Raw genomic sequence first — 26804 nt, forward strand, 5'->3', positions numbered from 1 at the left:
GGCACCGGCATGGACTTCTCCTTCACCCCCGAGCAGGACGAGGCCGCCGAGCTGGCCGCCCGGATCCTCGCCGACCGCGCCACGCCCGAGCGGATGCGCGCGGTCGAGCAGGCCGGCGACCGCTTCGACCGCGACCTGTGGCGCGACCTCGGCGAGGCCGGCCTGCTCGGCCTGGCCCTGCCCGAGGAGCACGGCGGCGCCGGTCTCGGCATCGTCGAGCTGTGCCGCGTGCTCGTCGAGGTCGGCCGCACGGTCGCCCCCGTCCCGCTCGCCTTCCACGGCCCCGCGGCCCGGGTCCTCGCCGAGCACGGCACGCCCGAGCAGCAGGCCACCTGGCTGCCCGGCGCCGCGTCCGGCACGTCGGTGCTGACCGCCGCGGTCGCCGAGGACCTCGCCTTCGCCCCGGAGCGGCCCACGACGACCGCCACCCGCGACGGCGACGGCGACGGCGACGGGTGGACCGTCACCGGCGCCAAGGCCGTGGTGCCCGCCGGAGCGTACGCCGACCTGCTGCTCGTCCCGGCCGAGACCGCCGACGGGGTCGCGGTGCTCCTCGTCCGGCCCGACGACCCCGGCGTGACCGTGACCCCGCTCGCCTTCACCGACGGCGACCGGGTCGCGCGGGTCGAGCTCGACGGCGCCGCCCTGCCGGCGGACCGACTCCTCGGCCCCGCCGACGGCGCGGTCGACCGCAGGCTGCGGCAGCTGCTCGTGCTCGCCGCGGCCGCTGAGCAGCTCGGGGTCACGCAGGGCGCGCTCGCCCTCACGGCGGCGTACGCCAAGACCCGCGAGCAGTTCGGCCGGCCGATCGGGACGTTCCAGGCGGTCTCGCAGCGGCTCGCGGACGGCTACATCGACGTGCTCGGCCAGCGGCTGACCCTGTGGCAGGCCGCGTGGCGGCTCTCCGAGGGGCTGCCCGCCGAGACCGAGGTGGCGATCGCGAAGCTGTGGGCGGCCGACGCCGGCCACCGCCTCGCGCACACGACGATCCACGTGCACGGCGGTGTCGGCATCGACCTCGACGGCGAGGCGCACCGGTACTTCACGACCGCCAAGCGCTTCGAGATGCTCCACGGCGGCGCCACCGAGCAGGCCCTGCTCATCGGTCGCCGGCTCGCCGCCGAGCCCGCCTGACCCGGTAGCACCCCCCCCGCGTCGTCCGATCGGTCACACCTGGGCCGATCGGCGGCGCGCCTGCTTGACGTCTCCTAGCCTCGAGCCCATGGTCCCCCGGCTGTCGCTGCTGCCTGCCCTCGTGGTGGCGCTCGTGCTCGCCCTCCTGCCGTGGTCCCCGGCCGGCTCGACCGCGCCCGCGACCCGGACCGCGCCGGCGCCGGCGTCGGCTGCCGCGAGCGACAACCCGCTGGCCGGCGGCACGTGGGCGTCTACCGCGGCGGCGCGGAGATGGCGTGGGCGCCGTACGAGCGGGCGACCGGCCGCAAGCGCGACCTGCTCGCGCAGATCGCGGACGCGCCGAAGGCCAAGTGGTTCGGCGACTGGATCCCCGACGGGGCGATCGGCGCGAAGGTCCGGGAGTACGTCACCAACGCGCAGGCCGGCGACCCCGACGCGCTCGTCCAGCTGACGGTGTTCCGGATGGTCCCGTGGGAGCACGAGGCGTGCACGCGGCTGCCGTCGAAGGCCGAGAAGACGTCGTACAAGAGGTGGGTCCGCCGGTTCGCCGACGCCCTCGGCGACACCCGGGCCGCCGTCGTGCTCCAGCCCGACGGCCCGTTCGCCCTCTGCGCGCCGCGTGGGTCGACCGAGCTGTCCCGCCTGGTGGGGTACGCCGCCCGCACCCTCGCCGCGCTCCCCCGCACCACCGTCTACATCGAGGTCGGGTCCGCCGGGTGGAACCACCTCGACCCGGAGCTCGCCGTCACGCAGCTCGTGCGGGCCGGGATCCGCAAGGTCCGTGGCTTCCACCTCAACACCACGCACTACGAGTCGACGGCACGGCAGGTGCGCTTCGGCGCCCGGGTCGTCGAGGCGCTGGCCGCCCGCGGGATCGCCGGCAAGCACTTCACCGTCGACACCGCGCAGAACGGCCGCGGCTTCACCTTCGAGCACAACCGCAAGCACCACGGCGGCCGCTTCGACCACGCCCCCACGTGCCGGACGCGGAAGCAGACCCACTGCGTCACCCTCGGCATCCCGCCGACCTGGCGGGTGGCCGACCCGCGCTGGGGCCTGCCCGCCGACGTACGCCGCCTGGCGGCCGCGCACGTCGACGGCTACCTCTGGGCGGGCCGCCCGTGGCTGCGGCGCCAGGCCAAGCCGTTCGACCTCCAGCGGGCGCTCGCGATCACCCGCACCACGCCGTACCGCTGAACCCGCTCGGGTCCGCTCGGGTCCGCTCGGGTCCGCTAGACGCTGAACCCGTCGAGCCGCTGGACGGTCTCGGTGAACTCCGCGACCAGGTCGGCCATCACGTCGGCGACCGGGCGCACCTGGTTCATCCGGCCGACGATCTGGCCGACCGGCATCGAGATCACGTCGGGGTCGTTGGAGGCGACGATCCGGTTGTGCGCCTCGGCGACCAGGAGGTTCTGCAGCGGCATCGGGAGCGGCTGCGGGGCGCCCTCCTCGGCCCAGGCCTCGGTCCACCTCGTCTTCAGCAGCCGCGCCGGCTTGCCGGTGTAGACGCGGGTGCGGACGGTGTCGGAGGAGGTGGCGCGGGTGAACGCGGTCTCCCAGGCGGAGTGGTTGGCGGAGAGGTTGCGGTACTCCTCGGTGCCGAGCCAGATCGAGCCGGTCCACACGCCCTGCGCGCCGAGCGCGAGCGAGGCCGCGACCTGGCGGCCGGAGCCGATGCCGCCCGCGCCCAGCACCGGCACGTCGGGGCCGACCGCGTCGACGATGTCGGGGGTGAGCACCATGCTGGCCACCTCGCCCGTGTGCCCGCCGGCCTCGTAGCCCTGGGCGACGATGATGTCGACGCCGTTGGTGACGTGGCTGAGCGCGTGCTTGGCGGCGCCGGCGAGCGCCGCGACCTTGACGCCGTGCTCGTGGCACTTGTCGATGACGTCCTTCGGCGGGGAGCCCAGCGCGTTGGCGATGAGCACCGGGCGGTGCTGGAGCGCCACGTCGAGGTGGCTGCGGGCCACCGAGTGCAGCCAGCCGAGCACGCCGTCGCGGCCCTCGCCCTCGGGCAGCGGCGGGATGCCGAGCTTGAGCAGCGTCTGGTCGACGAACTGCTTGTGCTCCTCGGGGATCATCGAGGAGACGTCGAGTCCCTTGACCTCCTCGGGCACCTTCATCGGCATGACGATGTCGACGCCGTAGGGCTTGCCGTCGGTGTTGTCGTCGAGCCAGCTGAGGGTCTGCTCGAGCTCCTCGGTGTCGTTGAAGCGGACGCAGCCGAGCACGCCCAGCCCACCGGCGCGCGACACGGCGGCCGCGACGTGCTCGGAGGGGGTGAAGGCGAAGATCGGGTACTCGATGCCGAAGGCGTCGCAGAGGGGGGTACGCATCTGGTGCTCAGGCTCCCGTGGTGGCGGTGACGGACTGGCTGGACGGGGCGGCCGGGCCGGACAGCGCCAGCTCCTTGGCCCGCGGGTACTGCGCCTTGCCGGTGGCGTTGCGCGGCACCCGGTCGACGATCGTGAGCGCCCGGGGCAGCTTGTAGCCCGACAGGTGCGCGCGCAGGTAGGTGCGCAGCTCCTCGAGCTCGAGGGTGTGGCCCTCGCGCAGCTCGACGACGGCGGCCACGGCCTGGCCGTAGCGCTCGTCGGGCACGCCGACCACGAGCACGTCGTACACCGCCGGGTGGCCCTTGACGGCCATCTCGACCTCTTCGGGGTAGACCTTCTCCCCACCGGTGTTGACGCAGTTGGAGCCGCGGCCGAGCAGCGTGACCTTGCCGCCCTCCTCGATGCGGGCGTTGTCGCCCGGGACCGAGTAGCGCTCGCCGTCGATGGTCAGGAAGGTCGCGGCCGACTTGACCTCGTCCTTGTAGTAGCCGACGGGCACGTGGCCACCGCGGCCGAGGCGGCCGACCTTGCCGATGTCCGTCGTGACGTCCAGGACCCGGTTGTCCTCGTCGATGACGACGCTGGCCGGGCCGAGCGCGACGACGGGGCCGTCGGCGCTGATGTTGCCCTTCTCCTGCATGCCCATGCCCTGGAAGCCGGTCTCCGAGGCGCCGATGGAGTCGGTGAAGACGGCGTTGGGGAACGCGTCCATCCACCGCTTCTTCACCGGTGGGCTGAAGATCGCCGCGCTGCTGGAGATCGCGAACAGGCTGGACCCGTCGAAGCCGCCCGCCTCGTAGGCCTCGATCAGCGGCCGGGCCATCGCGTCGCCGGTCATGAAGATCAGCTGGACCTTCTCGCGGTCGATGATCTCCCAGGTGCGGACGGGGTCGAACTTCGGCTCGAGGATCGTGAGGTGCCCGGCGAACAGGTGCATGAGCAGGCCGGCCTGGGCGCCCCCGTGCATGAGCGGGCTGAGCGGGAAGGTGACCATCCGCGGGTCGGTCGCCTGCTTGGACTGGTCGTACTCGTCCATCGGGGTGCCGGTGTAGAAGTCGATGCCGCCGCCGAGCACCCGCCAGAAGTCCTCGTGGCGCCACATGACGCCCTTCGGGAAGCCGGTCGTGCCGCCGGTGTAGATGATGTGCAGGTCGTCGCCGCTGCGCTCGCCGAAGTCGCGCTCGGTCGACTGGCCGGCCAGGGCGTCCTCCCACAGGACGCCGCCGTACGACGACACGTCGCTCGCGTCGTCCGGCTCCAGGACGTCGGGCACGACGACCGCGAGCCGCAGCTTGTCGTGCTTGGGGAAGCAGGCCGCGACCAGGTCGGCGTACGTCCGCTCGTGGATGAGCGCCACGACGTCGGCGTTGTCGAAGAGGTAGTTCAGCTCGCCCTCGACGTACCGGTAGTTGACGTTGATGTTGACCGCTCGGATCTTCGTCACCGCCAGCACCGCGACGACGTGCTCGATGCTGTTCTTGGCGTAGATCGCCACGTGGTCGCCGGGCCCCACCCCCTGTGACTGGAGGTAGTGCGCGAGCTTGTTGGACTCGGCCTCGAGGTCGGCGAAGGTGGCGACCCGGTCCCCGACCTTGACGGCCGGGTTGTCGGGTGCGGCGTCGACCGCGTGCTCGAACAGGTCAGCGATGTTGTGAGCCACGGCGGCGAGACTAGAACACGTTCTCGTTCTTGGCTAGCATCCCGCCATGACCAGCACGGACGCCTCCCAGACCACCCCCGCGAGCGCCCCCGGCGGCGCCGAGACGCCGAAGGAGCCGCACTGCCTCGTCGAGCAGGACGGCCACAAGCTGGTCGTGACGATGAACCGCCCGGCCTCCCGCAACGCGCTCTCCGGGGAGATGCTCGCGATCATGGAGCAGGCCTGGGACCGGGTGAACTCCGACCCGGAGATCCGGGTCTGCATCCTCACCGGGGCCGGCGGCTACTTCTGCGCCGGCGCCGACCTGAAGTCGATGTCGAAGCGGCCGCCGTCGGAGAGCTTCGAGTCCGGTGAGTACGACCCGACGGTGATCAAGGGCCTGCTCAAGGGCTTCCGCCTCACCAAGCCGCTGATCGCCGCGGTCGAGGGCCCGGCGATCGCCGGCGGCACCGAGATCCTCCAGGGCACCGACATCCGCGTCGCCGGCGAGTCGGCGAAGTTCGGGATCTCCGAGGCCCGCTGGAGCCTCTACCCGATGGGCGGCTCGGCGGTCCGGCTCGTGCGGCAGATCCCCTACACCGTCGCCGCCGACCTGCTGCTGACCGGCCGCCACGTCAAGGCGCCCGAGGCCAAGGAGATCGGCCTGATCGGGCACGTCGTGCCCGACGGCCAGGCGCTCGCCAAGGCCCACGAGATCGCCGACATGATCGCCGCCAACGGCCCGCTCGCCGTCCAGGCCATCCTCCGCACCATGCGCGAGTCCGAGGGCAAGCACGAGGACGAGGCCTGGAAGGACGACGCCCGCGTCGGCGCCGCCGTCTTCGCCTCCAACGACGCCAAGGAGGGCCCGCGCGCCTTCGCCGAGAAGCGGCCGCCGCGGTTCACCGCCTCCTGAGGCGTCGCTACCTGCCCGAGCCGGGCGCGGCGAGCGCGCCGTGCAGGGCGGCCTTGACCCGGTCCGGCAGGACCCGGGCGGCGGCGGTGATGAGCTTGTTCGGCAGGCCGGGGACGACCTGCTCCTGGCCCGCGAGCGCCGCCTCGACCCCGAGCCGGGCGACCTCGGCCGGGTCGTCCTTGCTGTCGCTCGCGCCGATCCTCGTGTCGTCCATCCCGGCTCGGTGGAAGAAGTTCGTCGCCGTCGGGCCGGGCATCAGCGCGGTGACGCTCACGCCCGTGCCGACCAGCTCGCGGCGCAGCGCCTTGGCGAAGGACTGCACGAAGGTCTTCGAGGCGCCGTAGACCGCCTCGTAGGCGTCGGGGTGCGTCGCCGAGATCGACGACGTGAACAGCAGCCGCCCGCTCCCCCGGGCCGTCATGCCGCGGACGAGGTGCTTGGCGAGGTGGACCGTCGACCGCACGTCGAGGTCGATCAGCCGCAGGTCGTCGTCGAGGTCCGTGTCGCGGAACGGGCCTCCGCTCCCCACGCCGGCGTTGAGGGCCGCGAACGCCACGGCGCGGTCCCCGATGGCGCGGTGGACATCCTCGACGCCGTCGCGGGTGGCCAGGTCGGTCCGCACCTGCTCGACCGCGGCGCCGAGCGACTGCAGCTCGGCCGCGGCGTCGTCGAGCCCCGGACCGGTCGCGACGACCAGGAGGTCGTGGCCCCGGCCGGCCAGCTGCTTCGCGATCTCCAGACCGATGCCGCTCGAGGCGCCGGTCACCAGGGCGAGCGGTCGGCCTGCCGGGTGGGCTGCGTCGTACGTCGAGGAGCTCATGTCGGGCGGAGTACCCACCGACCCTTCCGCTACCCGCCCGCGCCGACCAGACTGGGCAGATGACGCCCACGAACCACCGGCGGCACGACGGCCACCGGCCCGACTACACGACCCTGCCGCCCGAGGTGACGCTCGAGGAGACCGTCCGCTCCGTCGACGCCGACCCGGTGCCGGACCCGCACGCCGGGCGCAACGTCGACCAGCACGCGGCCCTGCAGGACGACTGAGCCAACGGACGACGCGGGGTGTGACGGGACTCGCGTCGGGTCCGGCTTCGCCGCGGCGTACCTGCGGGAGGAGAGTGGAGTCTGCCGCAGCCCGCCCTCCCGGGCCTCCTGCACGCCGAGGCCGTCCCTGCACGTGCCCCGCTCTCCTCTCCGCCCCGCGCGGCCGACCGGTCGCGCCCTGCCCCTGGTGCTGTCCCCTCCCTTGTTGCCTGCTGCTGCTTTCTGCTCCGTCGCCGTCACCCTCTCCCTCCTCACCCAGCTCCCCCAGGTCCACCGGGCGCTCCGCACCCGCGTCACCGACGGCCTGTCGACCGGGACGCTCGGCCTCTCGCTGCTGTGCTGCGCGTCGTGGTGCGCCTACGGCATGGCCGTCCTCGACGTCGCCCAGGTCGCCAACAACGTCGTGAACCTCGCGCTGCTCGCGCTCCTCGCCCACGCCCTCGTGCTCGCCGGCGCCCTGCGCCGCTGGCAGGGCGTCGTCCTGGTGGCCGGCTCGGTCGGCACCGCCAGCGCGGTCGCCCAGCTGACCTCGCCCGTCGCGGCCGCGACGATGGCCGCCACGATCGGCTTCGGCGCCAAGGTGCCCCAGGTCCGGGTGGCGCTCTCCGGCGCGCCGCTGTGGGGGCTCGCCCCGCTCAGCGTGGTGCTGGGCTTCGTCAGCCCCGCCCTGTGGGCCGGCTACGGCTTCGTCACGGGCGACCCGGTCGTGCTCGTCGCCAGCCTCGTCTCGGGCGCGCTGTCGGCGGTCATCCTGTGGCGCCGGCTGCCCCCGCGCCGCACCCTCGGGTCGCTCAGCACCGGCCGCCTCGGCCCGCGGGTCGCCCGGGTCGCCGCCGTCGTCGAGACGCACCTGCCGCAGGCCCGGCACCGCGCCGCGGCCTGACCGGTCGCTCCTCGGCACCCGCGGCGTGCGGTTGCCCACAGGGCGCCCGACCGTTGCCACCCCGGCGGTCGGGTACCGCCCGGACATGACCAGCGACCTCGAAGCAACGACCGACGACCTGCTGAACACCATCCGCGAGCTCTGGCAGCGGGCCCAGGGCGGCGACGAGCTCGCGCCCCCGGAGGGCTTCGGCCAGGCGGTGACCTCGATCAAGGACACCGACATCGCGGAGGCGACGGGCCTCGACCTCGACCCGGTGCGCGAGTACCTCGACAACGCCGACGGCACCCAGCTCGTCGTCGGCCGCGACGGCGACACCCGGACGGTCCAGGGCCTGCTCTAGGGACGCTCAGGCGTCGCCGTCCACGAGGGCCTGGACGGCGGCGCCATACCACCGGGCGACGTCCGCCGCGGGCGCCCCGGTCACCACCGGGTCCTCGAGGATCGCGACCGCCTCCAGCAGGCCGCCGACCTGGGCGGCCACCAGCCGCGCCCGCAGCCGCGCGTCGGGCCCGGTGAGCCGGGCGGCCAGCGGCGCGGCGAGCGTGGCGTCCATCGCCTCGAGCAGGTGGGCGCGCACCTGGTCGCTGTCGGTGGCCCGGATCATCGCGCGGTACGTCGTGCGGAACACGCGGCCGAGCCGGTCGTCGAGCACCAGGGACACGAGCCGCTCCCCCAACCCATCGGCCGGACCGTCCAACGCCTGCTCGAAGGCGCCCTCGACGTCGATCGTCTCGATGAAGAGCTGCTCCTTGGAGCCGAAGTGGCGCATGACCAGCGCCGCGTCGACGCCGGCCTCGGCCGCGACCGACCGCACCGACGTGGCGGCGTACCCCCCGGCCTGGAACTGCCGCCGGGCGGCCTCCGCGATCGCCGCGCGGGTGCTGGTGCCGGTCACGCGCCGCAGGCTAGTGCGCCGCGGGCCGGTGCGTCAGCCGACCGCCCGGTCGCCGGTCCAGTACTGCGCGCGCAGCGCCTTCTTGTCCGGCTTGCCCAGCGCGGTCAGCGGCAGCGCGTCGGCGACGACGACCTGCTTGGGCGCCTGCACCGAGCCCTTGCGCTCCTTGACCATCTCCTGGATCTCGGCGGTCATCCGCGCCACCGACTCCTCGTCGCGCGGCGCGTCCTCGCGCAGCACGACGATCGCGGTCACCGCCTCGCCGAACTTCTCGTGCGGCGTGCCGATGACCCCGACCTGGGCGACCGACGGGTGCTCGGCCACGACGTCCTCGACCTCGCGCGGGAAGACGTTGAAGCCGCCGGTGACGATCATGTCCTTGGTGCGGTCGACGATGTACCAGAAGCCGTCCTCGTCCTCGCGCGCCACGTCGCCGGTGTGCATCCAGCCGTCGCGGAAGGTCTCGGCGGTCGGCTCGGGCAGCTTCCAGTAGCCGCCGGCGAGCAGCGGACCCGCCACGCAGATCTCCCCCGGCTCCCCGGTCGGGACCGGCCGGCCGTCCTCGCCGAGCAGCGCGGTGCGCAGGAACGCCGACGGGCGGCCGCACGACGACAGCCGGCGGTCGTCACCGGACACGTGGTCGTCCTTGCCGAGGTAGGAGATCACCATCGGCGCCTCGGACTGCCCGTAGTACTGCGCGAAGATCGGCCCGAACCGGTCGATCGCCTCGCGCAGGCGCACCGGGTTGATCGCCGAGGCGCCGTAGTAGACGGTCTCCAGCGACGACAGGTCGCGGGTGCGCGAGTCCGGGTGGTCCATCAGCGCGTAGAGCATCGACGGCACCAGCATCGTGGCGGTGATCCGCTGCTCCTCGATCGTGCGCAGCACCTCGGCCGGGTCGAACTTCGCGAGCACGTAGAGGCAGCCGCCCTTGAGGACGGTCGGCACGAAGAACGCCGCGCCCGCGTGCGAGAGCGGGGTGCACATGAGGAAGCGGGGCGACTCCGGCCACTCCCACTCCGACATCTGGATCTGGGTCATCGTGTTCATCTGGCGCGAGGTGCCGACGACGCCCTTGGGCTTGCCGGTCGTGCCGCCCGTGTAGGTGATCGACACGACGTGGTCGTGCGGGAGCAGCGCCGCCTCGAGCGGCTCGGGCTCGAACTCCGCCGCCTTCGCGGTCAGGTCGGCCGCCTCCGCCCGGGTGCCGGCCAGCTCCTCGGGCACGGGCCCGATGGTCAGCACCGTCGTCAGGTCCGGGCAGCGCTCGAGCAGGCCGAGCGCCCGCTCGACGAACATCGGGTTGGGGTCGATGACCAGCGTGGTGATCTCGGCGTCGTTGATGACGTAGGCGTGGTCCTCCAGCGAGCCGAGCGGGTGCAGCGACGTGCGCCGGTAGCCCTGCGTCTGCCCGGCGCCGAGGATGAAGAGCACCTCCGGCCGGTTGAGCGCCAGCAGCGCGCCGGCCGTGCCGCGGCCGGCACCGAGCGCCTCGAACGCCTGGACGTACTGGCTGATCCGCTGCGCGACCTCGCCGCCGGTCAGCGTCACCTCGCCGAGGTGCATCACGGGCTTGGTGCGGTGCTTCTTCAGCGCCGCGACCATGAGGTGGCCGTTGTGGGTGCCGAGCCGCATGAGCTCCTCTGTGGTGTGGTCCGTGCTCATGCGAGCACCTCCGCGACCCGGCGGACCTCGTCCCCGGAACGGCAGCTGAGCAGCAGGGTGGTCACTCCGGTCTCCTCCCACTGGGCGACGCGCTCGCGCACCTCGCCCGCGGTTCCGATGATGTGCATGTCGTCGACCAGCTCGTCGGGGATGAGCGCGGTCGCCTGGTCCTTCTCGCCGGTCAGGTAGAGCTCCTGGACCTGGGCGGCCAGCTCGGCGTGGCCCATCCGCTCGAAGACCTGCTTGTGGAAGTTCTGGTCCTTCGCGCCCATGCCGCCCATGTAGAGCGCGACGAACGGCTTCATCGCGTCGATGACGGCCTGCTTGCCGGCGGCGTCCTCGACGATCTCGAGGTGGCAGGTGGCGGCGATCTCGAAGTCGGCACGGGTACGCCGCGCGCCGGGCCGCGCGAAGCCCTCGTCGAGCCACGGCTGGTACATCCCGGCCGAGCGTGGCGTGTAGAAGATCGGGATCCAGCCGTCGGCGATCTCGGCGGTCTGCGCGACGTTCTTCGGCCCCTCGGCGCCGAGCCAGATCGGGATGTCGGCCCGCAGCGGGTGCACGATCGGCTTCAGCGGCTTGCCGAGGCCGGTCGCGCCCGGCCCGGCGTACGGCATGGGGTGGTGCGGGCCGTCGTTGGTCACCGGCGCCTCGCGGGCCAGCACCTTGCGGATGATGTCGACGACCTCGCGGGTGCGGGCCAGCGGCTTGGCGAACGGCTGGCCGTACCAGCCCTCGACGACCTGCGGGCCGCTGACGCCCATCCCGAGCACCACGCGGCCGCCGCTGAGGTGGTCGAGCGTCAACGCGTGCATCGCGATCGAGGTGGGGGTGCGGCCCGACATCTGCACGATCGAGGTGCCCAGGCGCAGGCGGCTGGTCTCGCGCCCCCACCAGGCGAGCGGGGTGAACGCGTCGGAGCCCCACGCCTCGGCGGTGAAGACCGCGTCGAAGCCGGATTCCTCCGCCGCGGCGACGAGCTCCGCGACGCCCGTCGGCGGCTGGGCGCCCCAGTAGCCGAGCTGCAGTCCGAGTTTCATGAGCGCCACCCTGGCAGACCCTTGCCGCGATTTCTAGAACGTGTTTCACTTCCGGACCATGTCCCGAACCTTGTCCGCTCCGGTCACGGTCGCCTTCGACTACACCCGGTCCACCGGCCCCGTCCTGGGTCGCTTCCTCACCGGGCTGCGCGAGAAGCGCGTCGTCGGCGTCCGCACCTCCGAGGGCCGCGTCGTGGTCCCCCCGCCCGAGTTCGACCCCGTCACCCACCAGCAGGTCGACGACTTCGTCGAGGTCGCCGACACCGGCACCGTCACGTCGTGGACGTGGGTGCCCGAGCCGGTCAAGGGCCAGCCCCTCGACCGCCCGTTCGCGTTCGCGCTGGTCACCCTCGACGGCGCCGACGTGCCGATGGTGCACGCCCTCGACGTCACCTCCCCCGACCAGGTCCGCACCGGCATGCGCGTGCGCATCCGCTGGGCCGAGGAGCGGGTCGGCGCGATCACCGACATCGCGTGCTTCGAGCCGACCGAGGACGCCGCACCCGGTACCGCGATCAAGCTCGGCGACCTGGGCGACAACCCGGTCACCGGCGTGATCACCCCCGTCGAGCTGGACTACCTGTACGCCGCCTCGCCGGAGGAGTCGTCGTTCTACCGCGCCATCGCCGAGGGGCGGATCATCGGCCAGCGGTGCCCGACCTGCGGCAAGGTCTACGTGCCGCCGCGCAGCGCGTGCCCCGCGGACGGCACGCCGACCACCGACGAGGTCGAGCTGTCCCACACCGGCACCGTGACGACGTTCTGCATCGTCAACGTGCCGTTCCTCGGCCAGCGGATCACGCCGCCGTACGTCTCGGCGTACGTCCTGCTCGACGGCGCCGACATCGCCTTCCTCCACCTGATCCTCGACATCCCGGCCGAGGAGGTCCGGATGGGCATGCGGGTCCAGGCGGTCTGGAAGCCCCGCGAGGAGTGGGGCACCACGATCGAGAACATCAGCCACTTCAGTCCCACCGGCGAGCCGGACGCGGACTACGACACCTACAAGCAGCACCTGTAAGGGACGGGGAGACCACGATGAGAGACGTCGCCGTCGTCGGGTTCGCCCAGCGGCAGATGGAGGAGTTCGACGGGTCGCCCACGTGCGTGGAGCTGCTCGTCCCGCTCTTCGCGGAGTGCTACGAGCAGACCGGGTGGACCCGGCGCGACATCGGCTTCTGGTGCTCGGGCTCGTCCGACTACCTGGCCGGCCGGTCCTTCTCGTTCGTCCAGGCGGTCGACGCGATCGGCGTCATCCCGCCGGTCAACGAGTCGCACGTCGAGATGGACGCCGCCTGGGCGCTCTACGAGGCCTGGCTGAAGATCCAGACCGGCGAGGTCGACACCGCGCTGGTCTACGGCTTCGGCAAGAGCTCCGCCGGCACGCTGCGGCGCACGCTGTCGCTGCAGCTGGACCCCTACACGATGACCCCGCTGTGGCCCGACACCGTGTCGCTGGCCGGCCTGCAGGCCCGCGCCGGCATCGACGCCGGTCTCTGGGACGAGCGGGCGATGGCCGAGGTCGCCAACCGGTCGCTGACCGACGCGGAGAAGAACGAGTACGCCATCCGGAAGGGCGGGTCGTCGGTCGAGGAGCTCCTCGCCCGACCGATGTACGCCGACCCGTTGCGCAAGCACGACTGCGCGCCGGTGACCGACGGCGCCGCCGCCATGGTGCTCGCCGCCGGCGACAGGGCCCGCGAGGTCTGCGACCGGCCGGCGTGGATCACCGGCTTCAGCCACTACGTCGACCCGATCAGCATGGGCACCCGCGACCTCACCCGCGCCCCCTCGGCGGCCCGCGCAGCCGCCGCGGCCGGGACCGAGGGCGTCGAGGTGGCCGAGCTGCACGCGCCGTTCAGCCACCAGGAGCTCGTGCTGCGCCGCGAGCTCGGCCTGGCCGACGACGTCGTCGTGAACCCCTCGGGCGGCGCGCTCGCCGGCAACCCGATGTTCACCAGCGGGCTCATCCGCCTCGGCGAGGCCGCGAAGAAGGTCTGGCAGGGCGACGCGTCCCGGGTGCTCGGCCACGCCACCAGCGGCCCGGCGCTCCAGCAGAACATCGTGTGCACCATGGAGGGCAGGAACTGATGGCCAAGCAGCCAGCCGCGATCGTCGGCATCGGCCAGACCCACCACCGCGCCAAGCGCGAGGACGTCTCGATGGCGGGCCTGTGCCGCGAGGCGATCGACCGGGCGCTCGCGGACGCGAACGTCTCCCTCGACGACATCGACGCGATCGTCGTCGGCAAGGCCCCCGACCTGTTCGAGGGCGTGATGATGCCCGAGCTGTTCCTCGCCGAGTCGCTCGGCGCGGCCGGCAAGCCGCTGCTGCGCGTGCACACCGCGGGCTCGGTGGGCGGCTCGACCGCGATCGTCGCCGCCTCGCTCGTCCAGGCCGGCGTGCACAAGCGGGTGCTCACCGTGGCCTACGAGAAGCAGTCGGAGTCCAACGCGATGTGGGCGCTGTCGGTGCCCGTGCCGTTCAACATGCCGGTGCACGCCGGCGCGGGTGGCTACTTCGCCCCGCACGTGCGCTCCTACATCCGCCGCTCCGGCGCGCCGACCCACGTCGGCGCGATCGTCGCGGCCAAGGACCGGCAGAACGCGCTGAGGAACCCCTACGCCCACCTGCGCAACCCCGACACCACCGTCGAGTCGGTGCTGGCCTCGCAGGTGCTGTGGGACCCGATCCGGTACGACGAGACCTGCCCCTCCTCCGACGGCGCCTGCGCGATGGTGATCGTCGACGAGGACACCGCGGCCGCCTCGCCGAACCCGGCCTGGATCCACGGCACCGTGATGCGCTCGGAGGCCACCACCGCGGCCGAGCGGGACCAGGTGAACCCGCAGGCCGGCCGCGACGCCGCGGCGTACCTGTGGAAGCAGGCGGGGATCACCAACCCGCTCGAGGAGATCGACGCGGCGGAGATCTACGTGCCGTTCTCGTGGTTCGAGCCGATGTGGCTGGAGAACCTCGGCTTCACCGCCGAGGGCGAGGGCTGGCGGCTGACCGAGTCCGGCGGCACCGCGATGGACGGCACGCTGCCGGTCAACTGCTCCGGCGGGGTGCTCTCCTCCAACCCGATCGGCGCCTCGGGGATGCTCCGCTTCGGCGAGGCCGCGCTCCAGGTCCGGGGTGCCGCGGGCGAGCACCAGGTCGACGGCGCGCGCCGGGCGCTGGGCCACGCGTACGGCGGCGGGTCGCAGTTCTTCGCCATGTGGGTCGTCGGCGCGGACAAGCCGAGCAACTGAGGCGTCCCATGTCGGCCGGGTGGGGGCGGCGTTCTAGGCTCGGCCCGTGATCGAGCTCCGCACCCCCACCCAGGTCGACGAGATGCGCGCCGCCGGGCGCTTCGTCGCCGACGTCGTCACCGCGCTCGCCGAGGCCGCCGACGTGGGCGTCAACCTGCTCGAGCTCGACGCGCTGGCGCACGACATGATCCGCGAGCGCGGCGCGGAGTCCTGCTACATCGACTACCACCCCTCCTTCGGGGCCTCGCCGTTCGGCAAGGTGCTGTGCACGTCGGTCAACGACGCCGTGCTGCACGGCCTCCCCCACGACTACGTGCTCCAGGACGGCGACCTGCTCAGCGTGGACTTCGCCGCGAGCGTCGACGGCTGGGTCTCCGACTCCGCCTACTCCTTCGTCGTGGGCAGCGCCCGACCCGAGGACCTCGCGCTCATCGACACCACGCAGCGCGCGCTCGAGGCCGGCATCTCTGCCGCCCAGCCGGGCGGCAAGATCGGCGACATCTCCCACGCGATCGCGTCGGTCGCGCGCGAGGCCGGGCTGCGGATCAACACCCAGTTCGGCGGCCACGGCGTCGGCCGCACGATGCACGGCGACCCGCACATCCCCAACGACGGTCGCCCGGGGCGCGGCTACACGCTCAAGCCCGGCCTGGTCATCGCCATCGAGCCGTGGTTCCTGCACACCACCGACGAGATCTTCACCGACGCCGACGGCTGGACCATCCGCAGCCTCGACGGCTCCCGCGGCGCCCACATGGAGCACACGGTCGCCATCACCGAGGACGGCCCGCTCGTGCTCACCGCCCGCGAGCACGAGCCCGTGCTCAAGGGTGGGCGCGCCCCGGCCTGACGGTCCGGACGCGCCGGTCGTACGCCGCGGGGCCGCCCCCGCGGCGTACGTCGCTCAGGCGTAGCGGACCGGGAGGTCCTTCAGGCCGTTGATCCAGGAGTGCCGCAGCCGCCGCGGCTCGCGCTCCTTGACGATGCCCGGCGCGTGGTCGGCGAGCGCGTCGAAGATGACCCGGATCTCCTGGCGGGCGAGGTTGGCGCCGAGGCAGTAGTGCGCGCCGTGGCCGCCGAAGCCCAGCTGCGGGTTGGGGTCGCGGGTGATGTCGAAGCGGAACGGGTCCTCGAAGACGGACTCGTCGAAGTTGGCGCTGGCGTAGAACAGCCCGACGCGCTGGCCCTGCGCGACGGTCACGCCGCCGACCTCGACGTCGCGCACCGCCGTGCGCTGGAAGACCGTGACCGGGGTGCCCCAGCGGACGACCTCGTCGACCATCGTCGCCGGCCGCTCGGCCTTCCACAGCTCCCACTGGTCGGGGTTGTCGAGGAAGGCGTTCATGCCGTGCGAGATCGCGTTGCGCGTCGTCTCGTTGCCGGCGACCGCCAGCAGGATGACGAAGTAGCCGAACTCGTCGTCGGTCAGGCCGCGCTCGCCCTTGTGGGCGTTGAGCAGGCGGGTGATCAGGTCGTCGCGCGGGTTGGCCTGCCGTTCCGCGGCCATCGTCATCGCGTAGCCGAGGATCTCGGCCGCAGCGACGTCCGGGTCGCCGGGGTAGTCCGGGTCGTCGGAGGCCAGCATCTGGTTGGACCAGTCGAAGAGCTTGAACCGGTCCTCCATCGGCACCCCGATGAGGTCGGCGATCGCCTGCAGCGGCAGCTCGGCGGCCACCTCCTCCACGAAGTCGCCCGAGCCGCGCTCGACAGCGTCGTTGACGATCGTGGCCGCCCGCTCGCGCATCAGGTCCTCGAGCTCGTTGATCGAGCGCGGGGTGAAGGCGCGGGAGACGATCTGGCGGGTGGTCGGGTGCTCCGGCGCGTCCTGGTTGAGCATGATCACGCGCTGCATCTCGACCTGCTCGCGCAGCATCCCCTCGGAGAACCGGATGATCGCGCCGTTCTCGGCGTTGGACCAGTCCTTGGAGTTCTTCGAGATCGTCGAGACGTCGGCGTGCCGGGTCACGGCCCAGTAGCCGCTCCCGGACTCGGGCGCCATGCCGTCGTACGACCCCGGCGCCTGCTCGACCCACGTGAGCGGGCCGCTCTGCCGCATCGCGCGGAACTGCTCGTGCGGCACGGCCTGCTCGTTGACGAACGGGTCGGTCGGGTCGAATCCCTCGACGAGGACGTCGGTTGCGGTCACTGCGTTCTCCCTTTCCTGCATGGTCGGGTCCTGCGAGGTCGAGCCGGCCCCGAGCACGTCACCGGTAGGCGACGCGCAGCTCCTTGACCCCGTTGATCCACGAGCTGCGCAGCTTGCGCGGCTCGGAGAGCTGGGTGACGGTCACGTCCCGGTCGGCCAGCGCGCGGAAGATCAGGTCGACCTCCAGGCGGGCGAGGTTCGCGCCGATGCAGTAGTGCGCGCCGTGGCCGCCGAAGGCCTGGTGCGGGTTGTGGTCGCGGGTGACGTCGAAGCGGAACGGGTCCTCGAAGACGTCCTCGTCGAAGTTGGCGCTCGCGTAGAGCAGCCCGACCCGGTCGCCCTTCTTGACCTGCTGGCCGCCGACGACCACGTCGTTGGTGGCGGTGCGCTGGAAGACCGTGACCGGCGTGGCCCAGCGGATGATCTCGTCGACCGCGGTCGCCGGGCGCTCCTTCTTGTACAGCTCCCACTGGTCGGGATGCTGCATGAAGGCGTGCATGCCCCACGTGATCGCGTTGCGGGTGGTCTCGTTGCCGGCGACGGCGAGCAGGATCATGAAGAACCCGAACTCGTCGTCGGTCAGGCCGCGCCCCTCGTCCCCCTCACCGAGGTTGACGTCGGCGGTGACCAGGCGGGTGAGGATGTCATCCTGGGGGTTCGTGCGGCGCTCGTCGGCCAGCGCCATCGAGTAGGCGAGGATCTCCATGAACGCCGTCATCTGGTCGCCCTCGACCTCGGGGTCGTCGTAGGACAGCATCTGGTTGGACCACTCGAAGAGCTTGCCGCGGTCCTCCTGCGGCACGCCGAGCAGCTCGGCGATCGCCTGCAGCGGCAGCTCGGCGGCGACGTCCTCGACGAAGTTCCCCTCGCCCTTCGCGATCGCGTCGTCGACGATCTGCTCCGCGCGGGCCTTGAGCCCGTCGTGCAGCGCGTTGATCGCCCGCGGGGTGAACGCGCGGGAGACGATCTGGCGCAGCTTGGTGTGGTCCGGCGCGTCGTGGTTGATGAGCAGGAAGCCGGTCTGCTCCACCTCCTCGCGGGTCATCTCGGGGGCGAAGCGGATGATCACGCCGTTCTCGCGGGTGGAGAAGTTGGCCTGGTCCTTGGAGACCGCCGCGACGTCGGCGTGCCGGCTCAGCGCCCAGTAGCCGTCGTGGTCCGGGAACCCGGCGCGGGCCGCCTCGTCCTGCGCGATCCAGGAGACCGGCGCAGTCTGCCGCAGGGCCAGGAGCTCCTCGTGGGGCAGGCGCACGGCCATCACGTCGGGGTCGGTCGGGTCGAACACCGGCACGGCGGTAGAGGTCACGGGCGGTCCTTCGGGGTCGGCGACAAGTGAAACACGTTCTAGTGGCCGAGGTTACATACTGTCGGTACGGAAGGGAAGCGTGGCGGCGTACGTCGTGGACGGATCTTCCCGCAGAACGAGAACCTGTTCTAGTCTCCCGGCATGGGCACTCCCGTGATCGTCGACGCCGTCCGCACCCCCCTCGGCAAGAAGAAGGGGTGGCTCGCGGGCGTCCACCCCGCCGTCCTCCTCGGCTTCGCGCAGCGCGAGGTCCTCGCGCGGGCCGGGGTCGACCCCGAGCTCGTCGAGCAGGTCGTCGGCGGGTGTGTCACCCAGGCCGGCGAGCAGTCCAACGACATGGTGCGCCGGGCGTGGCTGCACGCCGGGCTCCCCCAGCACACCGGCGCGACCGCGATCGACGCCCAGTGCGGGTCGGGCCAGCAGTCGGCCCACCTCGTCCACGACATGGTCGCCGCCGGCACCATCGACGTCGGCATCGCCTGCGGCGTGGAGTCGATGTCGCGCATCCCGCTCGGCGGCAACGTCCCGCCCGGGCTCGGCGACCCGCGGCCGGACGACTGGACCATCGACATGCCGAACCAGTTCGAGGCCGCCGACCGGATCGCCCGCAACCGCGGCCTGACCCGCGAGGACCTCGACGCCTTCGGCCTCGCCTCCCAGCAGAAGGCGCGCGTCGCCGTCGACGAGGGCCGCTTCAAGCGCGAGATCGCCCCCATCTCCGCACCCGTCCTCGGCGAGGACGGCTCCCCCACCGGCGAGACCCGCCTCGTCGAGGCCGACCAGGGCCTGCGCGACACCACCGCCGAGGGCCTCGCCGGGCTCCGGACCGTCCTGCCCGACGGCCTGCACACCGCCGGCACGTCGTCCCAGATCAGCGACGGCGCCTCGGCCGTGCTGATCATGGACGAGTCCAAGGCGCGCTCGCTCGGCCTCACTCCCCGCGCCCGGATCGTCACCCACTGCCTCGTCGGCTCGGACCCGTACTACCACCTCGACGGCCCCATCGACGCCACCTCCCGCGTGCTCGCCCGCACCGGCATGTCGATCTCCGACATCGACCTGTTCGAGGTCAACGAGGCCTTCGCCTCCGTCGTCCTCTCCTGGGCCGGCCAGCACGCCGTCGACCTCGACCGGGTCAACGTCAACGGCGGCGCCATCGCCCTCGGCCACCCCGTCGGCTCCACCGGCACCCGCCTGATCACCACCGCCCTCCACGAGCTCGAGCGTCGCGACGCCTCCACCGCCCTCGTCTCCATGTGTGCCGGCGGCGCCATGGCCACCGGCACGTTGCTCGAGCGGATCTGACGCGGCTGGGTTTTCTGGTCCGGGTCGGGGTCGGCCGCTGTCGCTTCATCTAGGTATGCAGGCGAACCGCCACTCCCCCGTGTGAACTCATCGTGGGGAGTGGCGCTTCATCCAGGTATGCAGGTGAATTGACGGACGCGCCCTGCGGTCACCCGCCGGCGGGCGGACCTCCGGCAACGTCGCGTCAACCGGTCAGTCGCAGCGCGCGACGTACCCGAGTGACCGTGCTTCCCGGACGGTCGTAGTCGGACCAGACCAACCGGATCATCCCCATCCCGCTGACCTCCCGCGCAAGGTCCTCACGCTGCTTCTCCGCGAACACCACCGACCCCGGGTCCTGCCCCGGTCGGAGCAGCCGGCCGTACTTGGTGCGGCCGTCGAACTCACCGAGCACGCCGTGCCCGGGCCAGCCCCAGTCGGTCGTGGCAACCAGCACGCCATCGGAGTCGCGCACGGCGTACTGCAGCTCGGGAGCCGGGAGCCCGTGCCTCCAGAAGAGGTAGCGGCCGCGGCTCTCGCCCACCGACTCGGCGCGACCGTCGGCCATGCGTACGACGACGTGCAGGTGCTGGACGTAGGGCCACCGCGCCATCAGCTCGAACCGGGCGAACAGCTCGGCGTGCTCGACCAGCCCGCCGCGCAGGAGCGAGTCCATCATCACGAGTGCCCGCTCGTTGTCGGTCCGCGAGCCGGCTTCCAGGACACACCGGTCGGGCGGCAGGACGAGCCGACCGTTGCGCACCAGCACCTCGTCCTGGGCGCAGAACCCCTCGTGGTGCACCACATCGCCTTCGATGCGCCCCGGCCCGCCGTCGAGGCGGGTGACGTGCACCCGCGTGAGGTCGACGTCCCAGACGTCGACGCCGTGCTCGACGACCCCGGACACGTGGCTCAGGGCGACGCGATCGCCCAGCGAGTCGAGGACCGCGCGGCTCCGGACGCGGTGCCGACCAACGGGGTCCATCGCATCCCAGAGGTCGGTGAAGGTGTAGTAGCCCCGGCGGAACCGGCGCCACAGACGCTGACGCACCATGCGAGTGACGTCGCGGTCCGCGTACCCGGCGCTGCGCGCCTGCGCCCGGGTGAAGAAGCCGATCTCTTCCGCCAGCACTCGCATGGGGTCCATGCCTGCACGGTCGGCCCGACAAGGATGTCGGCGCTCGGTCCGCCGTCGCGGCTGTGGAGAGACACGTCAGACGGCGCCTGGTGGACGGTTTCGGGCCAGCGCGGGATGCCGCCGTCGGTTCGTCTGCATACCTGGATGAACCACCCCTTCCCATGGTCAGTTCACACGGGGAAGTGGCGGTTCGTCTGCATACCTAGATGAAGCGACACTTCCCATGGTCAGTTCACACGGGGAAGTGGCGGTTCATCTGCATAACTAGATGAAGCGACACCCCGACCGACCAACCTCACGGTCAGCCGGGCACACACGTCAGGCCCCGTACACAGGCTCCGGCGCAGGCGCGGAGGCGATCAGGTCACGGACGACGGGGCCGAGCTCGGCGGCGTCCCAGCGGGAGCCCTTGTCGCGGGAGGGGCCGTGGGCCCAGGCGTTCTCGAGGGTGACCTTGCCGCCCTCGATCTCGATGACGCGGCCGGTGACGTCGCCGGCGTCCTCGGAGGCGAGCCAGGCGACGACAGGCGAGTTGTCCCCGGGCTCGGGCATGGCGGAGGTGTCGAAGGCGCCCTCGGTCATCCGGGTGCGGGCGACGGGGGCGATGGCGTTGACGGTGACGCCGTACCGGCCGAGCTCGGCGGCGGCGACGAGGGTGAGCCCGGCGATGCCGGCCTTGGCGGCGGAGTACGTCGCCTGGCCGATCGAGCCCTGGAGGCCGGCGCCGGAGGAGGTGTTGACGACGCGGGCGGCCCGGGTGCGGCCGGCCTTGGACTCGGCGCGCCAGTAGGCGCCGGCGTGCCGCAGCGGGGCGAAGTGGCCCTTGAGGTGGACGCGGACGACGGCGTCCCACTCCTCCTCGGAGGTGTTGACGAGCATCCGGTCGCGCACGAACCCGGCGTTGTTGACGAGGATGTCCAGCCCGCCGAAGGTGTCGATGGCCTGCTGGACCATCGCCTCGGCGGCGGCGAAGTCGGCCACGTCGGCGCCGTTGACGACCGCCTGGCCGCCCATCGCCTCGATCTCCGCGACGACGGACTCCGCGGGGGTCTCCCCCGTGCCCTCGCCGGAGAGCGAGACGCCGTAGTCGTTGACGACGACGCGGGCGCCGTGCCGGGCCAGCTCGAGCGCGTGGGCGCGGCCGATGCCGCGGCCGGCTCCGGTGACGATGGCGACGCGGCCGTCGAGGAGGGTGCTCATCAGTTCTGCTCCTGGGTCGAGGGGGAGGTCAGGGCGGACAGGAAGACGGGCGGCTCGCCGCCGCCGTGGCACTCGATGCGGGCGCCGGAGACGTAGGAGGCGAGGTCGCTGGCGAGGAAGGCCGCCACGTGGCCGACCTCCTCGGGCCGCGCCATCCGCCCGAGCGGGATGGTCCGCTCGATCGCGGCGACACCGGCGTCGCCGCCGTAGTGGTCGTCAGTGTTCTCGGTGCGGCACAGCCCCACGTCGATGGAGTTCATCCGCACGCGCGGCGCCCACTCGACCGCCAGCGAGCGGGTGAGCGAGTCGAGGCCGGCCTTGGCGGCGCCGTACGCCGCGGTGCCCGGCGAGGGCCGGGTCGCCGAGACCGACGAGACGTTGACGATCGAGCCGCCGCCGGCCTGGGTCTGCATCACGCGATTGGCGGCCTGCGCGGCCACGAGCGGCGCCATCAGGTTGAGCCCGACGACCTTGTCGTGGAAGCGCGGGGACGCCTCCGCCGCCAGTGCGTACGGCGCCCCGCCGGCGTTGTTGACGAGCACGTCGAGCCGGGCGTGGGCCGCGACCACCTCGGCGACGAGCCGGTCGACGGCGTCGGCGTCGCGCACGTCGCAGACCAGGTGGGTGGTCCCGGCGACCGGCTCGACGTCGGAGCGCGAGCAGGTCACGACCGTGGCCCCGGCGGCGAGGAGGGCCTGGGTGATGCCGAGGCCGATGCCCTTCGTGCCGCCGGTCACCAGGGCGACGCGGCCGGTGAGGTCGAGTGCGATCGGCATGCTGCGACCATACCAAGCAAATGCTAGGTTGGCGCACATGCCGACCACCTCGGAGCTCCGCGCGGACGGGATCCGCGTCATCACGATGGCCCACCCGCCGGTCAACGCCCTGACGGTCCAGGGCTGGTTCGACGTGGCCGCCGCGCTCGACGAGGCGAGCCGCGACCAGGCCACCCACGTGGTGGTCCTGCGCGCCGAGGGTCGCGGCTTCAACGCCGGCGTCGACATCAAGGAGATGCAGCACACCAGCGGCTTCGACGCCCTGATCGGCGCCAACAAGGGGTGCTACGCGGCGTTCAAGGCCGTCTACGAGTGCTCGGTCCCGGTCATCGCGGCGGTCAACGGCTTCTGCCTAGGCGGCGGCGTCGGCCTGGTCGGCAACGCCGACTGCGTCGTGGCCAGCGACGACGCCTACTTCGGCGTGCCCGAGGTCAACCAGGGTGCGCTCGGCGCCGCGACGCACATGGCCCGGCTGGTCCCCCAGCACATGATGCGCACCCTCTACTTCACCGCCCGCACGATCCCGGCGAAGGACCTGGTCCAGTTCGGCAGCGTGCTCGAGGTGGTCCCCCGCGACCGGCTCGACGACGCCGCGATGCAGGTCGCCGGCGAGATCGCCGCGAAGGACACGCGCGTCGTGCGCGCGGCCAAGGAGGCGCTGAACGGGATCGACCCCACCGACGTGAACAAGAACTACCGGTTCGAGCAGGGCTTCACCTTCGAGCTCAACCTCGCCGGCGTCAGCGACGAGCTCCGTGACGGGTTCGCAGGGACAGAGAAAGCAGCCAAGAAGTGAGCAAGGGACCCCGCGACAAGCGGATGAGCATCGACGAGGTCGTCGGCGAGCTGCGCGACGGCATGACCATCGGCATCGGCGGCTGGGGGCCGCGGCGCAAGCCGATGGCCCTGGTCCGCGCGATCCTCCGCAGCGAGCTGAAGGACCTCACGATCGTCAGCTGGGGCGGCGCCGACGTCGGCCTGCTGGCCCGCGCGGGCAAGGTCCGCAAGCTGGTCTTCGCGTTCGTCTCGCTCGACTCGGTCCCGCTGGAGCCCAGCTTCCAGCGGGCGCGCCAGGAGGGCACGATCCCCGAGGTCGTCGAGCTCGACGAGGGCATGTTCCAGACGGGGCTGCGCGCGGCGGCGGAGCGGCTCCCGTTCCTGCCGATGCGCGCCGGCCTCGGCTCCGACGTCCTGGTCAACCAGCCGTGGATCAGGACCGTCGAGAGCCCGTACGCCGACGCGGACGGCGCGCACGAGGAGCTGGTCGCCGTGCCGGCGCTCCACCTCGACGTGGCGCTCGTCCACATGAACCGCGCCGACAAGCACGGCAACGCGACGTACCTCGGGCCCGACCCGTACTTCGACGACCTCTTCTGCATGGCCGCCGATCGCGCCTTCGTCTCCTGCGAGCAGGTCGTCGACACGGCCGGCCTGACCGTCGACACCCCCGTCCAGCGGCTGCTGCTGAACCGGATGATGGTCAGCGGCGTGGTCGAGACGCCGCACGGCGCCCACTTCACCACCTGCACCCCCGACTACGAGCGCGATGAGAAGTTCCAGCGCGCCTACGCCGCCGCGGCCGGCGGGTCCGAGGAGGACTGGGCGGCCTTCGAGCAGCGGTTCCTGTCCGGTGACGAGGCGGCCTACCAGGCGGCCGTCGCCGCGTTCGCCGAGGAGGGCAAGTGAGCACCGACGCCAGCACCAGCGTGACCCGCGCCGACGTCTGCGCGGCGGCCATCGCCGACGCGTTCCGCGACGACGGGGAGATCTTCGCCAGCCCGATGGGCATGCTCCCGATGCTCGGGGTGCGGCTGGCCAAGCTCACCTCCAACCCGGACCTGGTCATCAGCGACGGCGAGTCGCTCTTCCTGGCCGGCGTGCCGCCGCTCTTCGCGAAGGCCGACGTGGTCGAGGGGTGGATCCCGTTCCGCCGGGTCTTCGACGTCGTGGCCTACGGCAAGCGGCACGTGATGATGGGCGCCACCCAGGTCGACCGGCACGGCAACCAGAACATCTCGGCCATCGGCGACTGGTCCCGCCCGAAGCGGCAGCTGCTGGGCTCCCGCGGCGCCCCCGGCAACACGGTCAACAACCGCACGTCGTACTGGGTGCCGAAGCACTCCACCCGCGTCTTCGTCGAGGCCGTCGACATCGTCTCCGGCGTCGGCCCGAAGCGGGCGAGGGAGGCCGGGCCCGCGGCTGCGAGGTACAACGACATCCACCGCATCGTCACCAACCTCGCCGTCCTCGACGTCAAGGGCGCGGGCGACACGGTCCGGCTGCTGAGCGTCCACCCCGGCGTGAGCGTCGACGAGGTGCGCGCGGCCACCGGCTTCGAGCTCGAGGTGCCGGCCGACGTGCCGACCACGCGTGAGCCCACGGCGGAGGAGCAGGTCGTCATCCGCGAGGTGCTGGACCCCAAGGGCCTGCGCTTCAAGGAGGTCCCCCGGCCCGACGCGCAGCAGGGTGGCGCGTCGTGATCGAGCAGCTGATCCGCACGCCGTTCACCGACCTCACCGGCGTGCGCCACCCGGTCGTGCAGACCGGCATGGGCTGGGTCTCCGGCCCGCGCCTGGTCAGCGGCACCGCCAACGCCGGCGGCCTGGGGATCCTGGCCAGCGCCACCATGACCTTCGCCGAGCTCGAGCAGGCGATCGTCGAGGTCAAGGGCCGCACCGACCGGCCGTTCGGCGTCAACCTCCGCGCCGATGCCGCCGACGCCCCGGACCGGTGCCGGCTGCTCATCGACCACGGCGTGAAGGTCGCGTCGTTCGCGCTCGCGCCGAAGCCGGAGCTGATCGCCACGCTCAAGGAGCACGGCATCGTCGTGATGCCCTCGATCGGCGCGGCCAAGCACGCGGTCAAGGTCGCCTCCTGGGGCGCCGACGCGGTCATGGTCCAGGGCGGCGAGGGAGGCGGTCACACCGGACCGGTGCCGACCACGCTGCTGCTGCCGAGCGTCCTCGACGCCCTCCAGGGCGCGGGGAGCGACATCCCCGTCATCGCCGCCGGCGGCTTCTTCGACGGCCGTGGCCTCGCAGCAGCGTTGTCGTACGGCGCCGCCGGGGTCGGCATGGGCACCCGGTTCCTCCTCACCCAGGACAGCGCCGTGCCGGACGCCGTCAAGCAGCTCTACCTCGAGCGCGGCCTCACCGACACCGTCGTGACCGCGAAGGTCGACGGCATGCCGCACCGGATGCTGCGCACCGACCTCGTCGCCGAGCTCGAGGAGACCGGCGCGCTCAAGCGGCTCGCGCCGACCGTGCGCCGGACGCTGGAGTTCAAGCGTGACTCCGGCATGGGCTGGCTCGCGCTGGCCAAGGACGGTCGCGAGATGCGCAAGTCCCAGGGCCGCACGCTGGGGCAGATGGCGCTGGCCGCCAACACCCCGATGATGCTCAAGGCCGGCCTCGTCGAGGGCGACACCGACGCCGGCGTGCTGGCGAGCGGCCAGGTCGTCGGGATCATCGACGACCTGCCCACCTGCGAGGAGCTCGTCGACCGGGTCGTCACCCGGGCCGCCGACGAGCTGCGCCGGACCGGTTCGTACGTCGTGTGAGGCACGCCCCTCCGGCCCGCCCGCGTGAGCACCCTCACCCGGGCCGGCCGGCGGGTCGCCGTACCCTCGAAGACATGAGCGCCCCGACGCCCCCGCCCCGCCGGGCCCGTCACCTGCTGGACCCGGACAACCCGCGCCCCGCCCGGCCGACGCGTCCGCGCAAGGACGGCAAGCCCGGCAAGACCGGTGGCATGCCGATCGAGGTCGTCCAGCGCTACGTGCTCTCGGTCCTGGCGGCCACGACGATCCTGCACATGTCGGTGGGCCTGGTGCTCGCCGGCCTGGTCATCGACGACGAGTTCCGCGTCTCCCAGATCGGGCTGTGCGTGCTGGGTGGCACGTTCGGCGTGCTGGCCGTCGCCGCCGCCCTCGCGATCCACAAGAAGAGCCCGCTCTCCCCCTGGCTGCTGCTCGGCACGATCCCCGGCATCGTCGGGGTGTGGCTGGTGCTCGCCTAGTTGTGATGTCTGGGGACGTTGGTCAGCCGTGTGACTGGTGGCTTGCCTCCGATGGCGGAGTGGGCGCGGTGGTGATTGTAGAAGTGGAGCCAGCCCGTCAGCGCGTTGTTGCGCTGCTGGGT

At 72.4% G+C, this 26804-nt stretch carries 27 protein-coding genes and 1 pseudogene; 16 read left to right on the top strand and 12 right to left on the bottom strand.

The genetic code is table 11. The features are described 5' to 3' along the window. Positions 1-9 precede the first annotated feature (9 nt). Complete coding sequence (locus tag QWY29_RS12475) at positions 10-1134, top strand: acyl-CoA dehydrogenase family protein (protein ID WP_300961321.1); 1125 nt, start codon at positions 10-12, stop codon at positions 1132-1134. Between the two features lie 150 nt (positions 1135-1284). Continuing rightward, entirely contained in the window at positions 1285-2331 is a 1047-nt protein-coding gene (locus QWY29_RS12480; protein WP_300961322.1) for a glycoside hydrolase family 6 protein, read from the top strand. Between the two features lie 35 nt (positions 2332-2366). Here the strand turns inward: QWY29_RS12480 and QWY29_RS12485 are convergent, their stop codons facing one another. Both QWY29_RS12485 and QWY29_RS12490 read right to left on the bottom strand, forming a co-directional pair. Beyond that, the gene (locus QWY29_RS12485) at positions 2367-3473 is read right to left on the bottom strand and encodes an NAD(P)H-dependent flavin oxidoreductase (RefSeq protein WP_300961324.1); all 1107 of its coding nucleotides are present in this window, start codon (positions 3471-3473) and stop codon (positions 2367-2369) included. Between the two features lie 7 nt (positions 3474-3480). Then, positions 3481-5133 carry an acyl-CoA synthetase gene (locus tag QWY29_RS12490; RefSeq protein WP_300961326.1) on the bottom strand — a complete coding sequence of 551 codons (1653 nt, stop codon included), beginning with the start codon at positions 5131-5133 and terminating at the stop codon, positions 3481-3483. 46 nt (positions 5134-5179) lie between these two features. Here QWY29_RS12490 and QWY29_RS12495 point away from each other — a divergent pair, with 46 nt between their 5' ends. Then, entirely contained in the window at positions 5180-6028 is an 849-nt protein-coding gene (locus QWY29_RS12495) for a crotonase/enoyl-CoA hydratase family protein (RefSeq protein WP_300961327.1), read from the top strand. Positions 6029-6035: 7 nt separating this feature from the next. Here QWY29_RS12495 and QWY29_RS12500 read toward each other — a convergent pair whose 3' ends face one another. After that, entirely contained in the window at positions 6036-6848 is an 813-nt protein-coding gene (locus QWY29_RS12500) for an SDR family NAD(P)-dependent oxidoreductase (RefSeq protein WP_300961329.1), read from the bottom strand. A gap of 59 nt (positions 6849-6907) precedes the next feature. Between QWY29_RS12500 and QWY29_RS12505 the strand changes: the two genes are divergently transcribed. The 3 genes from QWY29_RS12505 (at position 6908) to QWY29_RS12515 (ending at position 8301) form a co-directional block, all read left to right on the top strand. Further along, positions 6908-7075: a hypothetical protein gene (locus tag QWY29_RS12505; RefSeq protein ID WP_300961330.1), complete on the top strand. Its 168-nt coding sequence runs from the start codon at positions 6908-6910 to the stop codon at positions 7073-7075. A gap of 205 nt (positions 7076-7280) precedes the next feature. Then, a complete protein-coding gene (locus tag QWY29_RS12510; RefSeq protein ID WP_300961331.1) occupies positions 7281-7958 on the top strand; it encodes a PQ-loop domain-containing transporter in 678 nt (225 codons plus the stop codon). Positions 7959-8043: 85 nt separating this feature from the next. Then, complete coding sequence (locus QWY29_RS12515; RefSeq protein ID WP_300961332.1) at positions 8044-8301, top strand: hypothetical protein; 258 nt, start codon at positions 8044-8046, stop codon at positions 8299-8301. A 6-nt stretch (positions 8302-8307) separates the two neighbouring features. On the opposite strand, the gene QWY29_RS12520 is transcribed toward QWY29_RS12515, so the two are convergent. From QWY29_RS12520 to QWY29_RS12530, 3 genes are read right to left on the bottom strand one after another with little or no spacing between them, the layout of a single operon-like run. Next, positions 8308-8856 carry a TetR/AcrR family transcriptional regulator gene (locus QWY29_RS12520; protein ID WP_300961333.1) on the bottom strand — a complete coding sequence of 183 codons (549 nt, stop codon included), beginning with the start codon at positions 8854-8856 and terminating at the stop codon, positions 8308-8310. 33 nt (positions 8857-8889) lie between these two features. Next, complete coding sequence (gene fadD8, locus QWY29_RS12525; RefSeq protein WP_300961334.1) at positions 8890-10521, bottom strand: fatty-acid--CoA ligase FadD8; 1632 nt, start codon at positions 10519-10521, stop codon at positions 8890-8892. Next, positions 10518-11561 carry an LLM class F420-dependent oxidoreductase gene (locus tag QWY29_RS12530; RefSeq protein ID WP_300961335.1) on the bottom strand — a complete coding sequence of 348 codons (1044 nt, stop codon included), beginning with the start codon at positions 11559-11561 and terminating at the stop codon, positions 10518-10520. Before QWY29_RS12530 ends, fadD8 begins: the two co-directional genes overlap by 4 nt. Before the next feature lie 58 nt (positions 11562-11619). On the opposite strand from QWY29_RS12530, the gene QWY29_RS12535 reads away from it, so the two are divergent. The 4 genes from QWY29_RS12535 to map are packed head-to-tail and all read left to right on the top strand — an operon-like array spanning position 11620 to position 15665. Continuing rightward, positions 11620-12582, top strand: coding sequence for a Zn-ribbon domain-containing OB-fold protein (locus tag QWY29_RS12535; protein WP_300961336.1), 963 nt, complete (start codon positions 11620-11622; stop codon positions 12580-12582). A gap of 17 nt (positions 12583-12599) precedes the next feature. Further along, a complete protein-coding gene (locus tag QWY29_RS12540) occupies positions 12600-13652 on the top strand; it encodes a thiolase family protein (RefSeq protein WP_300961337.1) in 1053 nt (350 codons plus the stop codon). Next, complete coding sequence (locus QWY29_RS12545) at positions 13652-14815, top strand: thiolase family protein (protein ID WP_300961338.1); 1164 nt, start codon at positions 13652-13654, stop codon at positions 14813-14815. Before QWY29_RS12540 ends, QWY29_RS12545 begins: the two co-directional genes overlap by 1 nt. A gap of 46 nt (positions 14816-14861) precedes the next feature. Next, positions 14862-15665, top strand: a complete 804-nt coding sequence (map, locus tag QWY29_RS12550; protein ID WP_300961339.1) for a type I methionyl aminopeptidase — start codon at positions 14862-14864, stop codon at positions 15663-15665. Positions 15666-15719: 54 nt separating this feature from the next. Here map and QWY29_RS12555 read toward each other — a convergent pair whose 3' ends face one another. Together QWY29_RS12555 and QWY29_RS12560 are read right to left on the bottom strand one after the other, a co-directional pair. Next, positions 15720-16961, bottom strand: a complete 1242-nt coding sequence (locus QWY29_RS12555) for a cytochrome P450 (RefSeq protein WP_300961340.1) — start codon at positions 16959-16961, stop codon at positions 15720-15722. 58 nt (positions 16962-17019) lie between these two features. Continuing rightward, a complete protein-coding gene (locus tag QWY29_RS12560; RefSeq protein WP_300961342.1) occupies positions 17020-18267 on the bottom strand; it encodes a cytochrome P450 in 1248 nt (415 codons plus the stop codon). 141 nt (positions 18268-18408) lie between these two features. Here QWY29_RS12560 and QWY29_RS12565 point away from each other — a divergent pair, with 141 nt between their 5' ends. After that, complete coding sequence (locus QWY29_RS12565) at positions 18409-19572, top strand: steroid 3-ketoacyl-CoA thiolase (RefSeq protein WP_300961343.1); 1164 nt, start codon at positions 18409-18411, stop codon at positions 19570-19572. 184 nt (positions 19573-19756) lie between these two features. Here the strand turns inward: QWY29_RS12565 and QWY29_RS12570 are convergent, their stop codons facing one another. The 3 genes from QWY29_RS12570 to QWY29_RS12580 all read right to left on the bottom strand — a co-directional run bounded on the left by QWY29_RS12570 (position 19757) and on the right by QWY29_RS12580 (position 22665). Continuing rightward, positions 19757-20698 carry a type IV toxin-antitoxin system AbiEi family antitoxin domain-containing protein gene (locus QWY29_RS12570; protein WP_300961344.1) on the bottom strand — a complete coding sequence of 314 codons (942 nt, stop codon included), beginning with the start codon at positions 20696-20698 and terminating at the stop codon, positions 19757-19759. Positions 20699-21007: 309 nt separating this feature from the next. Further along, on the bottom strand, positions 21008-21889 hold the full coding sequence (locus QWY29_RS12575; RefSeq protein ID WP_300961345.1) for an SDR family oxidoreductase: 882 nt from the start codon (positions 21887-21889) through the stop codon (positions 21008-21010). Further along, positions 21889-22665 carry an SDR family oxidoreductase gene (locus QWY29_RS12580; protein WP_300961346.1) on the bottom strand — a complete coding sequence of 259 codons (777 nt, stop codon included), beginning with the start codon at positions 22663-22665 and terminating at the stop codon, positions 21889-21891. The genes QWY29_RS12575 and QWY29_RS12580 overlap by 1 nt, the downstream gene beginning before the upstream one ends. 37 nt (positions 22666-22702) lie before the next feature. Between QWY29_RS12580 and QWY29_RS12585 the strand changes: the two genes are divergently transcribed. The 5 genes from QWY29_RS12585 to QWY29_RS12605 all read left to right on the top strand — a co-directional run bounded on the left by QWY29_RS12585 (position 22703) and on the right by QWY29_RS12605 (position 26682). Further along, positions 22703-23461 carry an enoyl-CoA hydratase family protein gene (locus QWY29_RS12585; protein ID WP_300961347.1) on the top strand — a complete coding sequence of 253 codons (759 nt, stop codon included), beginning with the start codon at positions 22703-22705 and terminating at the stop codon, positions 23459-23461. After that, the gene (locus QWY29_RS12590; protein ID WP_300961349.1) at positions 23458-24351 is read left to right on the top strand and encodes a CoA transferase subunit A; all 894 of its coding nucleotides are present in this window, start codon (positions 23458-23460) and stop codon (positions 24349-24351) included. The genes QWY29_RS12585 and QWY29_RS12590 overlap by 4 nt, the downstream gene beginning before the upstream one ends. Further along, positions 24348-25145: a CoA-transferase subunit beta gene (locus tag QWY29_RS12595; RefSeq protein ID WP_300961350.1), complete on the top strand. Its 798-nt coding sequence runs from the start codon at positions 24348-24350 to the stop codon at positions 25143-25145. Before QWY29_RS12590 ends, QWY29_RS12595 begins: the two co-directional genes overlap by 4 nt. Further along, complete coding sequence (locus tag QWY29_RS12600; RefSeq protein WP_300961351.1) at positions 25142-26224, top strand: NAD(P)H-dependent flavin oxidoreductase; 1083 nt, start codon at positions 25142-25144, stop codon at positions 26222-26224. The genes QWY29_RS12595 and QWY29_RS12600 overlap by 4 nt, the downstream gene beginning before the upstream one ends. 74 nt (positions 26225-26298) lie before the next feature. Continuing rightward, positions 26299-26682 carry a hypothetical protein gene (locus QWY29_RS12605; RefSeq protein WP_300961352.1) on the top strand — a complete coding sequence of 128 codons (384 nt, stop codon included), beginning with the start codon at positions 26299-26301 and terminating at the stop codon, positions 26680-26682. Here QWY29_RS12605 and QWY29_RS12610 read toward each other — a convergent pair. Further along, positions 26679-26804, bottom strand: a pseudogene (locus QWY29_RS12610) (IS481 family transposase); the annotation flags it as partial. The gene QWY29_RS12605 and the pseudogene QWY29_RS12610 overlap by 4 nt on opposite strands.

This window comes from Nocardioides abyssi (assembly GCF_030412915.1).
Taxonomy (GTDB): domain Bacteria; phylum Actinomycetota; class Actinomycetes; order Propionibacteriales; family Nocardioidaceae; genus Nocardioides; species Nocardioides abyssi.